We start from the raw sequence: 15,585 nt of genomic DNA on the forward strand, positions 1-15,585 counted from the left end.
GATGCGCCGTACCCCCAGATCCCAGGCCGGCTTCACGCTGATCGAAGTGCTGGTCGCGTTGGCCCTGATGGCGCTGGTCAGCCTGATGGCCTGGCGCGGCCTGGCCAGCGTGTCGGGCGCGCGCGACCTCATCGCCGCGCAGGCCGAGGACACCGACGCCATCGTCCGCACGCTGGGCCAGATGGCGCGCGACGTGGAGCTGTCCTACACCGGCCCGGCCTTCGATTCCCCGGGCCTGGATGCGGTGGCGTTCACGACCGGGCTGCGCCTGCTGCCACGCGCGGCGGGCGGCCAGACCCTGGAAATCCTGCGTCCCGACCCCGACGGCAACGGCCTGTGGCAGCGCGTCCACTGGCAGGTGCGGGCAGATGGCCTGTGGCGCGCCAGCGGCCCGTCCGCGCCGCGCAGTCCCCTGCCCGCGGCCAACGCGGGCGTGCTGCTGCTGCCCGGCGTGCGCATCCTTGCACTGCGCGCCTGGGTGCCGGGCGTGGGCTGGGTGGACGCCAACGCCTCGTTCGCGGCGGCGCCCACGGGCCTGGAGATCGCCTTCGAACGCGGCGCGCCGGGCGACCTGCGGCGCTACACGCGCGTCCTGGAGCTGCCATGAGACCGGCGGCGGCCCCGGCGAACACCGCGCCCGGACATACGGCCCGCGAACGCGGCGCGGCCGTGGTCAGCGCGCTCATCATCGTGGCGATCGTGGCCGCGCTGACCACCAGCCTCTTCCAGCGGCAGACCGCCAGCACCCGGCGCGTGGAAAACGAAATGGCCCGCGTGCAGGCGCGCGCGATGCTGGCGGGCGGGATCGACTGGGCCCGGCTGGTCGTGCGCGACCACGGCCGGCGCGAACCCATCACGCGCGGCGACCAGATCTGGGCCACGCCCGTGCTGGACACCCGCATCGAGCGCCCGGACGACGACCGCGTGGCGGTGTTTTCAGGCGCCGTGCAGGACGAACAGGGCAAATACAACCTCTATAACCTCGCGCGCAACGGCGTGCCCCAGCCCGAGCAGGAAGAGATCCTGCGCCGCCTGCTGGCCACGCTGGAGCTGCCCGATACGCTGGCCGCCCGCATCGTCGACATCGTCGCGTCCGCGCAGCCGCCCGCCCTGGCGGCGGACGCGCCGACCAATCCGGCGCGCCCCGCGCCCCAGGCCCGCGCGCCGCTGCCGCGCGGCGTGGACGAAGTGGCGGCGCTGCTGGCGCTGGAGCCGCCGATGCGCAATGCGCTGCGCCGCACGATGACGCTGTTGCCGGCGGCCACCAACGTCAACGTCAACACGGCGCCCGCGGAGGTCATCGCCGCGCTGGTGCCCGGCCTGTCGCTGGCACAGGCGCGCGCCATGGCGGGCGAGCGCGACCGCGGCAACTGGTTCAACAACCCCGGCGACTTCGCCAACCGGCTGACGAGCACGGGCATCAAGACGCCCGCGCCGTCGGTCGCCACCAACAGCGGCTGGTTCCTGGCCAGCGGCACCGTGGTCTACGAACGGGCGCGCGTCTCCATGCAGGCGCTGCTGCGCAGCGTCCCGCCGGCCGCTCCCGAAACGATCTGGACAAGAGACTCACCGTGAAGAACACCCTGCGCATCGCGTTGCCCCTGCTTGAGGAATTTGGCGCCGATTCGCCCCTGCCCTATGCCTGGTTCGACCGGCGCGGGCGCTGCGTGCGGCAAGGCGAGCTGGCGCTGCGCGCCCTCGGCCACGCCTGGCCGCAGGCCCTGTGCGAGGCCGTGCTGCACCCCGCCGACGTCATCGCGGCCACCGTGCAGATTCCGGCGGTGGCGCGCGCGCATTTCGGCGCCGCCGTGCGCGGCGCGCTGGAACCGCTGGTGCTGAGCGATCTGGAAGGATTGGCGGTAGGCCACGGCACGCGCGCGGCCGATGGATCCGTGGCGCTGGCCTGGTCCCCGCGCGAGCCCGTGCGGCGCGCATGGAGCCTGCTCAACGCCCAGGGCCTGCGCGTGCGCGCGCTGATCGCGCCCCAGACGCTGGCGCCGGCGACGGACGCGCCCTTGCGCGATCCGGCCGATCCGCGCTGGCTTGCGCCCTCGCCCCCCTGGTCGCTGGCCATGCCGCAGCTTGCGCCGGCCAGCGTGTCGCGCTGGCGGCCGGTCTGGCGCTGGGGCGCGCTGGCCGCCGTCGTGTGGATCGCGGGCCTGAACCTGCATGCCGCGCAACTGCGTAGCGAAGCCGATGCCCTGAAGAACGGCATGCGCGACCAGGTGCTGGCCGCCTTTCCCAACCTGCCCGTCGTGCTGGACCCGGCACGCCAGGCGCAGCAGGGCCTGGACGCGCTGCTGGCCAATCGCGGCGCAGCCAGCGCCGGCGACTTCCTGCCGCTCGCGCGCGCGGCGGCCCAGGCCCTGCCCTTCGCCGCCGACAAGGTCGCGCACCTGACCTACGCCGACCAGGCGCTCACGCTGCAGCTCGCCGACGCCGGCCCGCAAGCGCAGCGCGTCGCCGAAACCCCCGCGCTGATCCAGCAGGCCGCCGCTTTGGGGCTGAAGCTGGAACGCGGCGACACCGACAACACCTGGCGCATCGTGCGCAGCCAACCATGAAACCGCTCGACCGACTGCACAACGCGTGGCAAGCCGCCCGCAAACCCCTGGACCCCGCGCTGGCGCGCGCCCGGCAGCGCTACGGCGCGATGGCGCCGCGCGAACGCCGCCTCGTCACCGGCGCCGCGCTGCTGCTGGGCGCGGCGATCGTCTTCGTCGGCCTCATCGAGCCCGCCCTGAAGACGATGCGCACGCTGCAGGCAGAGTTGCCCGGGCTGCGCGCGCAGGCCGCCACCGTCGCCGACCTGACGGCGCAGGCCACGGTCCTGCGCCAGCGCAGCGCCGCGCCCGCCGCAACCATGCCCGCCCGGACGGAACTGGCGGCCAGCCTGGAACGCGCGGGCTTGCCCGCGGGGCTGTGGACCCTGTCGGATGGCGAGGCGGGCGGCGTGGAACTGACGCTGAACCAGGCGCCGTCATCCGCGCTCATGCGCTGGCTGGACGGCGCGGGGCGCGACTGGGGCCTGGCCATTGCGCAGGTGGACCTGACGCGGGCCGCCAACCCCAATGGACGCCCGCTGCCGGGCCTGGTCAACGGCAAGGTCGTCCTCTTGCCGCCGCAGGCGGCAGGGAGCCGCTGATGCGCTGGAGACTTCCCTTCCCACGCAGCGCCGGGCTGTGGCTGGCCGGCGCGCTGTGCGCCGCGGCGGCAGGCGCGGCCGTGCTGCCCGCGCGCTGGGTGCTGGCGCTACTGCCCGACGACGCGCCGGTCACGCTGGCCGACGCCAGCGGCACCCTGTGGCGCGGCAGCGCGTGGATCGCGCTCGGCCCGCCGGGCACCCGCCGGGTGCTGCCGCAGCCCGTGCAATGGCAATGGCGCTGGGACGCCATGGCGCTGGACCTTTCCCACCCCTGGCTGCAAGGCACGCTGCGCGCGCGGCCCGGATGGAACGGGCTGGCGGTCCCGGCGCAATCCCTGCGCGTGCCCGCCACGGTGCTGCCCGCGCTGGGCGCGCCGTGGAACACGCTGGCCCCGCAGGGCATGCTGGAAATCAACTGGCAGCCGCTGCGCCTGGGCGCCCCGCTGCCGCCGGGACCGGCCGTGGACCTGCGCTGGCGCAACGCCGGCACCGCGCTCACCTCCGTCACGCCGGTGGGCACCTACCTGTTACGCGTGCAAGGCGGCGGCAAGGCCGGCGCCACGCTGGTCCTCAGCACGGAGAGCGGACTGCTGGATGTGAAGGGCCAGGGCAGCACGGGCGGCCGTGGGTTGAGCTTTCAGGGGGAAGCGACGTTCGCCAAATCGGCAAGCGAAGCCGATCGCGCCGCCCTGGACGGGCTGATGTCGACGCTGGGCCGGCGCTCGGGCGACACGGTGAGGTTCGGGACGGGTGCCTCCGCGCGATAGGCGGGGCAGCCAAACTGGTGTTTGGCACGCCTGAGACTGCTGCGTCGACGGAAGACATCAGCCGATGCGTGCGGGGAGATGGGCCGGGTCATGGCGGTGGGAAATCTTGGCGGGCTGGGTAATGCTCCCGACCCTGATCTGCCCGTCCATCCAGCGCAACTTCTCCGGCAGCCTCACGGGTGAAGCGGTCGCTCGATCGGTCGTGCGAGGTGCCAAGAACACAGGCCTGCCAAGGGTATCCCATCAGTTAGAGAGAAACCTTCGCCATCAGCTAATCCTTGATACCGCCAACCAAAGATCATCTTTAGATTGCGTCATCTGATTCATGATTACTCGGACACGTGGTGTCAGACTACGATTAGGGAGAAATAACTGATCGCTCGTTCCCTTGAACCGTGAGCAAAATTTGTGCTGGATTAACGAGGTTATTACCTTCTCGCAGATCTTCTTTGTAGCAGAGTCGCCGTAACCCTTGTACATGCTACTTTCCTTTCGTCCAGCACCGGGTTGAAGGAACAATTTACGCAAGCTGCTTAATAGAAATGTCTGCGCAACTGTAAGCCCAGCATGACGAATTGCCGAAAGCGTATTGATCGATTGGTACTGTCCCACCAATGGATTCACAACCCACTCGGGCAAGTGTTCCTGTGCGGCTACCCCGTCAAGCCTATCAATAACGGAATCAATAATTTTGACGCCGGTCGGCGCAGCATCAATCACATCAAGATCACCGATGTAGCAATCAACAAGCTCAAAATTAATAACATTATGACCGGATAAAGAAATATTACTAAACCGCCCCTGCCGCAACTGCGCTCCTCCGAGATCGGACACTCCACTTTCAGTCAAAAATAACGCCGAGATGAAATCGGAAACCAGCACTTTATTATTTACATCCTTATGTCTCTTTATAAAAGATATAAACCCCGGGACTTGTTTTATACTCTCGATCCTTGCGCCGAGATAGAACGACCCAAACGATTCAATTGGATGACGCCACTCCAACTTCAAAACTGCCTGGTCGCCACTTTGATAAATGGCCAACACGTCTTCAGCTTTAAGCCCGTCCAAAATATATGAATCGACGAACTGTCTATCAAGGCTTTCAGCGCCGACTCGGCTGAGACCCGGCAAACGTTGAAGAATAATAGCCGACTCATCAGTCGGCGGACGTCCTGTAACGGACTCAAACGCGTCATTTATATCTTTGATTGCAACTGGCCCAAGAGGATTTACCGTCGTGCGAGAAAGTCTGCCGATTCTTGAATAAAGGGCCCTAATGATCGAGGGATCCAGTATGGGGTTGATGTTCGCTTCACGTTCGCAAAACGTAGTCAACAGCATATCCCAAAAGTCAATCTGTCCTGTGCTTGTAGAAAATAGTGCATCGATAGTCCCGGGCTCCATGTCCCGAATGATCGTACCAATCAGCGGCTTTTTCGGAACCCAAGTGGGCAAGTCGGTGATGGGACGCCCGACCATCTCTGTAAACTGGCTTGGATCAAGTTCTTGATTGCAACGTAGTACAAGCACGTCCTTCGATCCGAGCCCCAGACACTCTACCATCTCGGCATCATCGTTAAAATAGTGCTCTCGGCCGGTAATCAGCGTTCCGCCCTCTGCCCTTTGAATGATCTCTTTAATTCCAACGAGCGATTGCTTTCGAATTTCTTTCAACTTCGTTGGGTCATCGCTCCACGTCTGAGCGCCAATTTCGTCAAACCCATCTAGCAGATAAACGATTCCCTTAGAAAACGCGGTTTTCAGCATATCCTCGACTAGTTCACCCAACCCTAGATCTGTGAAATGGCGGGTTAAAACCTCGGTCGCACGCTTCAACCCCCAGTTCTCTCGCAAATTAATAGCTAGTGGATAACGGTAGTGATTTTGACGAGTATCATTGATACAACTAAAAATTTCCTTTACGCAACGGCTTTTGCCAGATCCATAATCGCCTATCAGGACAACCGTTCTTCCTTTAATTATTTCACCGGCAATCTTCGCAACGCTATAGGCGTGACCATCATCCGAGAAATAATCGACAGAAACGTACTTTTGTTGATCAGGCTTCCCCGAATATAAATCTACGGCAGACCCAAAAGCATGCGCCTGTCGCGTAGTTACGTACTTGTCATGACCAAGCAAAAAATCGAAATACTGCTCAATCGAGAAAACTGAAACATAGTTCTCTTGTCCTGTCGCGATAAGCGGTGGCGTAGGCGTTCCCAAAGTTACGAAGAAGCACTTTGGAAAAATATTTCTTTGAAAGAAATACGGTCTTATCGCGTTGAATTTCGCTAAATCTACTCGAAGTTTTTCAACAGTATCGCTCTTACTGATCTCAACGATCACGGCACTGCCGTCGTTCAGGCGAATTACACAATCGCACTTTACCCCTGCGATATCTTCGGCGCGCGCAGATGCGCCAAACTTTACTTCAGAGAACTTGCGCACCAATCGCTCAAGGCTTTGCCAAGTCATCGCCGAATTTTCGCTTTTCGGTAGCTGGCCTTTTTTCTTTTCTGATTGCTTCATTCCGAACTCATGGACGATTAGTTGATGAGACGCGCTTGGGAGCCGGCATCGTAGCGAAGACACAGAATTGTGGCAACAATATCGTAATTGGCTTTTTGTACTGAGATGGCATTCACCTGCCACAGGCCCCAAGCCGGTGTTTGCTAAAGCAGCCTCGGCGAACATGTCCTACGGATCAGGCTGCTGCGTCTTCCCGGCCACTACGTTACAGACGTGCATCGTGCACCTGATCCGCGACAGCCTGAGCTACGCGGGCTGGAAGGAGCGCCGTACCATCGCCGCGGCGCTGCGTCCGATCTACGCCGCCGTGAACGCTCAGGCCGCGCAACAGGCGCTCGATCAGTTCGCCGCGAGCCGATGGGGCCTGAAGTACCCCATGATCGTCAAGGCCTGGAAAGACGCTTGGGAGCAGGTCATCCCGTTCTTCGTATTCCCACCCGCGATCAGACGGGTGATTTACACGACCAATGCGATAGAGAACGTAAATGCGCAGCTTCGCAAGATCATCAAAACGCGCGGCCACTTCCCCACCGACGATGCAGCCATTAAGCTGCTCTGGTTGGCGCTACGAAACATCTCCGTCAAATGGGGATCGGCAACACATCATTGGACCGAGGCCATGCAACAGTTCGCCGTCCTCTATGAGCAGCGATTTACCCGGCCCCGTATCGAATCGCAGTCGGCTGGCTAGTTAATGAGGCAACGTCAGATTAATGCCTAGAACACAAAAATTCTGACACGCCCCCCCAGTTGAGGCGAAACCCACCGATTAACAAGGCAACCGGGCATCAGTACCCGGTTCCAATCGAAAAAATGGCGAAAGCCGCCAGGTCATCGGCGTTGTAAGCGCGACCAATCGCGACGCGCAATCGAGTTTTTCAACAGAATCGGCCGGGAGCAGTCTCTCATCCTCATGCGAACCCACCAAGCAATCCTACGCCACTGCCCATCCAGTCGCAGTCCGACAGAACTTCAAGACAAAATTCCACCCGAAAAGTATCCGGAAGGCATCGCCCCGCCGAACTAGCAAGCCTGGCTCGAACGCGGCATACATTCGCCCGGTCATGCGGATCTCGCGCCATGGTACGTTGCGCACGCAAAATCTATGTCACAACGCAAATCGGAAAGGCGTAGCGCATTTACCAAGCCACCTCGATCAAAGCACTTAAACGACACCCCGCCCAGCATCTGATTCGTTTAATCAAACACCGCATCCCGGCAAACCACCCACCCGCTGACGCCGTAATTCCTACGCGTCCCGCGTCACGCGCAGGATTTCCTCCGGCGAGGTCTGCCCGCCATCCACCCAGCGCTGCCCATCCTCGCGCATGCTCCGCATGCCCGCCGCAGCCGCCGCCCGGCGCAGTTCGCGCTCATCACGCCCTTCGTGGATCAGCCGGCGCGCCTCATCATCCACCGTGAACAGCTCATGAATGCCCGAGCGGCCGCTGTAGCCGGTGTGGTTGCATGCCTCGCAGCCCACGGGATGGAACACCTGCACGCCGTCCAGCATCGACGGCGCCTTGCAGGCCGGGCACAGCTTGCGCACCAGGCGCTGCGCCAGCACGCCCAGCAAGGACGAGGCCAGCAGGAAGGGTTCGACGCCCATGTCCGTCAGGCGCGTGACTGCCGACACCGAATCATTGGTGTGCAGCGTGGCGAGCACCAGGTGGCCGGTCAGCGACGCCTGCACCGCGATCTGCGCGGTTTCCAGGTCGCGGATTTCGCCGATCATGATCACGTCCGGGTCCTGCCGCAGGATGGCGCGCAGGGCCAGCGCGAAACTCATGTCGATCTTGGCGTTGACCTGCGTCTGGCTGATGCCGGGCAGGTCGTATTCGATGGGGTCTTCCACGGTGAGGATGTTGCTGGTGGAGGCATCCAGGCGGCTTAGCGCCGCGTACAGCGTGGTGGTCTTGCCGCTGCCGGTGGGCCCGGTCACCAGCACGATGCCATGCGGCTGGCGGATCAGGCGGTCCAGCCGTTCCAGCACGCCGGGGCTCATGCCCAGCTTTTCCAGCTGCAGGCGGCCGGCCTCCTTGTCCAGCAGGCGCAGCACGGCGCGCTCGCCATGACCGGTCGGCAAGGTGGACACGCGCACGTCGATGGGTCGACCGCCCACGCGCAGCGCGATGCGGCCGTCCTGCGGCAGCCGCTTTTCGGCGATGTCCAGGTGCGCCATGATCTTGATGCGCGAGATCAGCGCGGCATGCAGCGCCTTGCGCGGCGACACCACGTCGCGCAGCGTGCCGTCCACGCGGTAGCGCACCACGGAATGGGTTTCGAAGGGTTCGATGTGGATGTCGCTGGCGCCGTCGCGCGCGGCCTGGGCAAAGAGCGCATTGATCATGCGGATCACGGGCGCATCGTCCTGGGCGTCGAGCAGGTCCGCCACCTCGGGCATGTCCTGCAGCAGCCGGTCCAGGTCGATTTCGTTTTCGGCCACGCCCATCACCGACGCCGCGTCTTCCGAATGGCTGTAGGCCGCGGTCAGCAGCGTTTCGAGTTGCTCGTCGTCGACCTGCGCGAGCGCGATGTCGCCGTGGCACCGGCGGATCTCGCGCACGGCCCAGTCGGGCGTGCGCGGGCTGACCGTCAACTGTGCCTGCCCGCCGCGCAGCGACAGCACCGCGCGCTGCGCGCGGGCCCAGGCATAGGGCAACGGGTGGGCGCTCATCGCAGTTTCTCGGGGTCCACCGCCACCGTCATCATCACGGGATGCGGCGCGCGGATGGGCTGCTGCGCGGGCGCGGGCGCCATGCCGGGATACTGGCGCACGGCAAAGGTCTCCACCGTCGTGGGCGGCGGGCGGCGCAGCGTGGCCGCCTGCTGTTCGGGCCGCAGATCATAGGCGTTGTTGGACACAGACGGGGCCGATCCCGGCAGCGGCAGCATGGGCGCCTGCATGTCCGGCAATGCCCAATGCTCGCGCGGCTGCACCACGCCCTGCGCGCGGCGCATGTAATCGTAGCGGTCCATGGTGACGCTGGCGCTGCGGTTCGCGTCCCGCACGACGTAGGGGCGCAGGAACACCATCAGGTTGGTCTTGGTGCGCTTGCGGGTGTCGTAGCGGAACAGCGAGCCGATCACGGGCAACGAGCCCAGGCCGGGCACGCTGTTGGAGGTGAGCGTCACGTTGTCTTCCAGCAGGCCGCCCAGCACGATGATCTGGCCGTCGTCGATCAGCACGCTGGTGTCGATGGCGCGCTTGTTGGTGACGATGCCGGTGGTGGAGTTCGAGCGGCTTTCGTCGATGCTGCTGACTTCCTGGTAGATGTCGAGCTTGACCGCCCCGCCCTCGGAAATCTGCGGGCGGATGTTCAGCTTCAGGCCGACGTCCTCGCGTTCGATGGTCTGGAACGGGTTGGAGCTGCCGTTGCTGCCCGAGGTCACGTACTGCCCGGTCACGAACGGCACGGTCTTGCCGACCAGGATGCTGGCCGATTGGTTGTCCAGGGTCAGCAGGTTGGGCGTGGACAGGATGTTGGCTTCGCCCGTGTTCTGCATGGCGCGCGCCAGCACGCCCAGGTTGATGACCTCGTTGCCCAGCACGTCCACCGTGCCCTTGACCACGCCCAGGCTCAGGCCGCCGCCCAGCGCGTCGATCGAGGTCGGTCCGTTGCCGGTAATGCCGCTGCCGCCCAGGTTGGTGCCGCCGACGAAGCTGGTGCCATTGCCGTTGAGGCTGCCCGCGCCCGTCATCCACTGGATGCCGAACTCGGCGGCCTTTTCTTCGCTGACCTCCACGATCAGGCTTTCGACCAGCACCTGCGCGCGGCGCTGGTCGAGCTGGTCGATCACTTCGCGCAGGCTGCGGTACAGCGGCTCGGGCGCGGAGATGATGAGCGAATTGGTCGACGGGTCGGCCTGGATGGTGGCGCCGCCCGCGGAGTACGACACCGCCTGCGAGGAATTGTCTTCGCGCGCGATGCGCTCCTGTTCGCCGGACAGGCCGCCGCTCGACGACCCCGACGAACTGGACATGCCCAGCCCGGCCTTGTTGCTGGTGCTGTTGGCGGTGTTCTGCGTGCGCGCGCCGCCTTGCGCCGTGCCGCTGCTGCTTGCGCCCGGCGCCGCGCCGGGCGCGGAATTGGCCTGGCCCGTCAGCAGCCCGCCCAGCACCTCGGCGATGCGCGTGGCCTGCGCGTTGCGCATGTAGACCACGTGCAGATTGCCGGCGCGGTTCTGCTGTGCGTCCAGCTTCTGGATCAGGTCGCGGGCCAGGCGCGTGCGCGCGGGGCTGCCCGACCGCACCAGCACGCTGTTGCTGCGCGGGTCGGCCACGACTGCGATGCGCTGGGTCGGATCGCTGCTCTGCGTGTCCAGCAACTGCGAGGCCAGGATGGCGATGTCGGTCGCGATCCCGGACTGCACCGGCACCACGTCCGTGTCCATCGAACTGGGCACGTCGATGCGCGCGATGACGGCCGCGATGCGCTCCAGGTTGTCCGCATAGTCCGTGACGACCAGCGTGTTGTTGCCGGGATAGGCGTTGATCGGATTGTTGGGCGGCACCATGGGGCGCAGCACCGGCACGAGATTCGCGGCGTTTTCGTACTTGAGCGGGAACACGCGCGTCAGCATCTCGCCGCTGTTGCCGCCACCATTTTTGGCGAAGGCCGACACCGGCACGGGCGCCCTGCTCGCGGCCGTCGCGCCGGATGCGGGCCTGGCCCCGCCCACCACTGCGCTGCCTTGCAGTTTGGCGTCGGCTTCGGGCACCACGCGCGTCACGCCGTCCACGTCGACGATCGCAAAGCCCTGCAGCCGCAGCGCCCCCGTCAGCATGGACAGCGCCTGTGCGCTATCGACGGGACGGTCCGAGACGAGCGTGAGCTTGCCCTTGACGCGAGGATCCACCAGGAAGTTGCGCTGCGTGAACAGGGACAGCGCACGCAGCACGGCGGGAATGTCCGTGTCGACGAAATTCAGGCTGACGCGGTTGTCCGCCTGTTGTGCGTGGGCCGTGCTGGCGGCCGGTCCGAGTTGGCTTGCGGCAAGCAGGAATGCAAGACTGAAACGCGCGATGTGACGCATGACGAGATAGGTGCCCAAGACGTGAAGTCGTATGAAAAAACGTGAAAGCGCGTCGGAGTATACGGGGTGTGACTGCAACATCCCGGTCATATTTCCAAGGCAAGGTAACGGCCTGGAAACCCTTTAAATTCGGGGCTCCTGGCGATTTCGGCAGGCGCTTCCGCTTTATTACAGTCATGCCTTCCTTCCGTTATGAAGCCACCGATGCGCTCGGGAAAATCGTGCGCGGCACGATCGACGCCGACTCCGAGCGCGGCGCCAGAAACCAGTTGCGTGGACGCGGCCTGCTGCCGCTGTCGACCTCGCTGGCGGCGCGCGCCGAAGGCATGGGCGCGGCGCTGCGCACGCGCCTGTCGGATGCGGACCTCGCGTGGCTGACGCGCCAGCTTGCCAGCCTGCTCGCCGCGCGCCTGCCGCTGGATGCCGCGCTCAGCGCCACGCTGGAACAGGCCGAGAAAAAACACATCGCGGCCACGCTGGGCGGCGTGCGCGACGACGTGCGCGCCGGCCATCGGCTGTCCGCCGCGCTGGCCTCGCGGCCGCGCGACTTTCCCGAGATCTATCGCGCGCTGATCGGCGCGGGCGAGGAATCGGGCGACCTCGCGCAGGTGATGGAAAAGCTGGCGGACTACATCGAGGAACGCAACACCCTGCGCAGCAAGGTCATGACCGCGTTCATCTATCCGGCGGTGGTGGCGAGCGTCTCGGTCATCATCGTCATCTTCCTGCTGGGCTATGTCGTGCCGCAGGTGGTGTCGGCGTTCAGCCAGGCCAAGCAGGAACTGCCGATGCTGACGCAGATCATGCTGGGGCTGTCGGACTATGTGCGCGAATGGGGCGCGGTGACGGGCGCAGGCGTGGTGGCGGCGATTGCGCTGTGGCGCTACACGCTGCGCGCCCCGGCCGCGCGCCGGGCCTGGCATGCGCGCGTGCTGCGGCTGCCGCTGGCCGGACGCTTCGTGCTGGGGGTGAATGCCGCGCGCTTTGCGTCCACGCTGGCCATCCTGTGCGGCAGCGGCGTGGCGCTGCTGACCGCGCTGGAGGCGGCGCGTCGCACGCTCGGCAACGACGTGCTGCGCCTGGCGGTGGACGAGGCCTCGGCCCGCGTGCGCGAAGGCGCGGCGCTATCGGCGTCGCTGGGCGCGCAAAAGGTCTTTCCGTCGCTGCTGGTGCACCTGATCGCCAGCGGCGAGAAAACTGGGCGCCTGCCCGAACTGCTGGACCGGGGCGCGCAGAATCTCTCGCGCGACCTGGAGCGGCGCGCGATGGCCATGACGGCCCTCTTGGAGCCGGCGCTGATATTGCTGATGGGGGGATTCGTCCTGCTGATCGTGCTGGCCGTGATGATGCCGATCCTGGAGATGAACCAGTTGATCAGATAGGCGCGCGGGCCGCGTTGGATGGCGGCCCGCGGAAAGCGAGGATCAGAGCGCCTCTTCGTCGCTCTCGCCGGTGCGGATGCGGATCGCCTGTTCGACCGGCGTCACGAAGATCTTGCCGTCGCCGATCTTGCCGGTGCGGGCGGCCTTGACGACCGCCTCGATGGCGGCTTCGACCTGGTCATCGGGCAGGACCACTTCGACGCGGATCTTGGGCAGGAAGTCCACGACGTATTCGGCGCCGCGATAGAGTTCGGTGTGGCCCTTCTGGCGGCCGAAACCCTTGACTTCGGTGACCGTCAGGCCGCTGACGCCGACTTCCGCCAGCGCCTCGCGGACTTCGTCGAGCTTGAAGGGTTTGATGATGGCGGTGACTTGTTTCACGTTGGTCGTCCTGGGTTTTTAATGTGTTGCGTCGCCCTGCCGCGCCGCCCGCAGTCCTGCCGGACGGGCGCCGGGCGCAATGGATAAGAGAATAACACCGCACAGCGGCGGACGCGGCTACGGGGAAACGCGCGCCAGGCCTGCCTGCGGCGCGCATTCATGCGGCCGCCCCAACTTGGTGCGCGGCGCCGCCGGTCAGGTGTTGGGCGCCTCGTCGGGAATGCCGTCGGCCTCGCGCATCCACACCACCGATTCCGAATCGCTGGGCGCGCGCCAGTCGCCGCGCGGCGAGAGCGAGCCGCCCGAACCGACCTTGGGCGCGTTGGGGATGCAAGTGCGCTTGAACTGGCTGAGGCGGAAGAACTTGTCCAGGAAGATCTTCAGGTTGCGCTTGATGGCGGCCAGGTCGTACTGGTTGCGGGCGACGTGGCCGCCCTCGGGCCAGGCGCCGGCCTCGCGGTCGCGCCAGGCCGTCCAGGACAGGAAGGCGACCTTGCTCGGCGCAAAGCCATAGCGCAGCGTGTAGTACAGGTTGAAGTCCTGCAGTTCGTACGGGCCGATGGAGGCCTCGCTTTTCTGCTCGGGCTTGTCGTCCGCCCCGCCGGGCACGAGTTCCGGGCTGACGTCCGTGCCCAGCACGTCCAGCAGCACCTGCGCGCCGTCGTCGCCCAGGCGGCCGGATTCGGCCACCCAGCGCACCAGATGCGTGATCAGCGTCTTGGGCACGCTGGCGTTGACGCTGTAGTGCGACATGTGGTCGCCCACGCCGTACGTGCACCAACCCAGTGCAAGCTCGCTGAGGTCGCCGGTGCCGATGACGATGGCGTTGCTGAAATTGGCCAGGCGGAACAGGTGATTGGTGCGCTCGCCGGCCTGCACGTTTTCAAAAGTGATGTCGTAGACCGGCTCGCCGTCCGCATAGGGATGGCCCAGGTCCTTGAGCATCTGCAGGCAGCTCGGCCGGATGTCGATTTCGGACGCGGTGCAGCCCACCACCGCCATCAGGCGGCGCGCCTGCTGCAAGGTGCGAGTGCTGGTGGCAAAGCCCGGCATCGTGACCGCCAGGATGTTGGAACGCGGCAGGTCCAGGGCGTCCATGGCCTTGGCGCAGACCAGCAGCGCGTGCGTGGAATCGAGCCCGCCCGAGATGCCGATGACCACCTTCTTCATGCCGCTGGCCGACAGGCGCTGCGCCAGCGCCTGCACCTGGATGTTGTAGACCTCTTTGCAGCGCGCGTCGCGGCGCTGCGGATCGGCCGGCACATACGGAAAGCGCGCCACGCGCCGCTCCAGCGGCAGCTCGGCGTCTTCCAGCGGGGGATTCACCGGCACCGCCACGCGGCGGAACCGACGCACTTCGTCCTGGTGGCGGCGCACGGACTGGCCGAAGGTGCTCTGGCGCATGCGCTCGCGCGACAGGCGCTCCAGGTCCACGTCCGAGAACAGCAGATGGGAATGACTCAGGAAGCGTTCGGATTCGGCCAGCAGCTCGCCGTTTTCGTAGATGAGGGCCTGGCCGTCCCAGGCCAGGTCGGTCGACGATTCGCCCCGACCGGCCGACGTGTACATGTAGGCCGACAGGCAGCGCGCCGACTGCTGCGAGACGAGCTGGTGGCGGTATTCGGCCTTGCCCACGACGATATTGGAGGCGGACAGGTTGACCAGCACGGTGGCCCCCGCCAGCGCGGCATAGGAGGACGGGGGAATCGGCACCCAGACGTCTTCGCAGATTTCGACGTGGAACTGGAACAGCGGCAGCTTTTCCATCTGGAACAGCAGCTCCGCGCCGAAGGGCACGGTCTGGCCCAGCAGGGTGATCTCGGCGTCGATGGCGCAATCGGCGGCGCTGAACTGGCGGGCTTCGTAGAACTCGCCGTAATTGGGCAGGTAGGTCTTGGGCACCACGCCCAGGATGCGCCCGCCCGCCGCGACCACGGCGCAGTTGAACAGTTGGTGGGACACGCGCAGCGGCGCGCCCACGATGAGGGCGATATCCAGTTCGGCCGTGGCCTCGACCACGCGGGCCAGCGCGGCCTCGCAAGCGTCCAGCAGCGCCTTCTGGTGAAAAAGGTCGTCGCAGGTGTAGGCCGACAGGCCCAGCTCGGGGAAGGCCGCCAGCACCGCGCCGCCCTGGGCGGCCTGCTGCGCCAGCGCGATGGTCTGCGCGGCGTTGAACGCGGGATCGGCGACCCGGCACTCGGGCACGCCGACCGCGACCCGGGCGAAGCCGTGGGAATACAGGTTGAAGAACGGGTTCGACATCGGGTTTTCGCCTGGGGGTTCGCGGGGTGTTGCCTGGTGTTAAGAGGCCCTGGAATCAACCGCCGGATTATCTCAC

General features: G+C 65.5%; 11 protein-coding genes and 1 pseudogene. 7 read left to right on the top strand and 5 right to left on the bottom strand.

The features are described from left to right. Nucleotide 1 precedes the first annotated feature (1 nt). The 5 genes from BXA00_RS26915 to BXA00_RS26935 are packed head-to-tail and all read left to right on the top strand — an operon-like array spanning nucleotide 2 to nucleotide 3,912. Nucleotides 2-607: a prepilin-type N-terminal cleavage/methylation domain-containing protein gene (locus tag BXA00_RS26915; RefSeq protein ID WP_076521417.1), complete on the top strand. Its 606-nt coding sequence runs from the start codon at nucleotides 2-4 to the stop codon at nucleotides 605-607. After that, on the top strand, nucleotides 604-1,575 hold the full coding sequence (gene gspK, locus BXA00_RS26920) for a type II secretion system minor pseudopilin GspK (RefSeq protein WP_076521418.1): 972 nt from the start codon (nucleotides 604-606) through the stop codon (nucleotides 1,573-1,575). The genes BXA00_RS26915 and gspK overlap by 4 nt, the downstream gene beginning before the upstream one ends. After that, a complete protein-coding gene (gene gspL / locus BXA00_RS26925; protein ID WP_076521419.1) occupies nucleotides 1,572-2,564 on the top strand; it encodes a type II secretion system protein GspL in 993 nt (330 codons plus the stop codon). Before gspK ends, gspL begins: the two co-directional genes overlap by 4 nt. Continuing rightward, nucleotides 2,561-3,145, top strand: a complete 585-nt coding sequence (gspM, locus tag BXA00_RS26930) for a type II secretion system protein GspM (RefSeq protein WP_076521420.1) — start codon at nucleotides 2,561-2,563, stop codon at nucleotides 3,143-3,145. Before gspL ends, gspM begins: the two co-directional genes overlap by 4 nt. Then, complete coding sequence (locus BXA00_RS26935; protein ID WP_076521421.1) at nucleotides 3,145-3,912, top strand: type II secretion system protein N; 768 nt, start codon at nucleotides 3,145-3,147, stop codon at nucleotides 3,910-3,912. The genes gspM and BXA00_RS26935 overlap by 1 nt, the downstream gene beginning before the upstream one ends. A gap of 267 nt (nucleotides 3,913-4,179) precedes the next feature. Here the strand turns inward: BXA00_RS26935 and BXA00_RS28995 are convergent, their stop codons facing one another. After that, nucleotides 4,180-6,447 carry a hypothetical protein gene (locus BXA00_RS28995; RefSeq protein ID WP_156902874.1) on the bottom strand — a complete coding sequence of 756 codons (2,268 nt, stop codon included), beginning with the start codon at nucleotides 6,445-6,447 and terminating at the stop codon, nucleotides 4,180-4,182. A 187-nt stretch (nucleotides 6,448-6,634) separates the two neighbouring features. Here BXA00_RS28995 and BXA00_RS26940 point away from each other — a divergent pair. Further along, nucleotides 6,635-7,138 (top strand): annotated as a pseudogene (locus BXA00_RS26940) (transposase); the annotation flags it as partial. A gap of 558 nt (nucleotides 7,139-7,696) precedes the next feature. On the opposite strand, the gene gspE reads toward BXA00_RS26940, so the two are convergent. Beyond that, complete coding sequence (gene gspE, locus BXA00_RS26945; RefSeq protein WP_076521422.1) at nucleotides 7,697-9,124, bottom strand: type II secretion system ATPase GspE; 1,428 nt, start codon at nucleotides 9,122-9,124, stop codon at nucleotides 7,697-7,699. Further along, nucleotides 9,121-11,484: a type II secretion system secretin GspD gene (gene gspD, locus BXA00_RS26950; RefSeq protein ID WP_076522142.1), complete on the bottom strand. Its 2,364-nt coding sequence runs from the start codon at nucleotides 11,482-11,484 to the stop codon at nucleotides 9,121-9,123. Before gspD ends, gspE begins: the two co-directional genes overlap by 4 nt. Before the next feature lie 176 nt (nucleotides 11,485-11,660). Between gspD and gspF the strand changes: the two genes are divergently transcribed. Next, nucleotides 11,661-12,866 carry a type II secretion system inner membrane protein GspF gene (gene gspF, locus BXA00_RS26955; RefSeq protein WP_076521423.1) on the top strand — a complete coding sequence of 402 codons (1,206 nt, stop codon included), beginning with the start codon at nucleotides 11,661-11,663 and terminating at the stop codon, nucleotides 12,864-12,866. Between the two features lie 42 nt (nucleotides 12,867-12,908). Here the strand turns inward: gspF and BXA00_RS26960 are convergent, their stop codons facing one another. After that, nucleotides 12,909-13,247, bottom strand: coding sequence for a P-II family nitrogen regulator (locus BXA00_RS26960; protein WP_006386376.1), 339 nt, complete (start codon nucleotides 13,245-13,247; stop codon nucleotides 12,909-12,911). Between the two features lie 195 nt (nucleotides 13,248-13,442). Next, nucleotides 13,443-15,509, bottom strand: a complete 2,067-nt coding sequence (locus tag BXA00_RS26965; protein ID WP_076521424.1) for an NAD(+) synthase — start codon at nucleotides 15,507-15,509, stop codon at nucleotides 13,443-13,445. Nucleotides 15,510-15,585 lie beyond the last annotated feature (76 nt).

It is taken from the genome of Achromobacter sp. MFA1 R4, assembly GCF_900156745.1.
GTDB lineage: Bacteria > Pseudomonadota > Gammaproteobacteria > Burkholderiales > Burkholderiaceae_B > Achromobacter.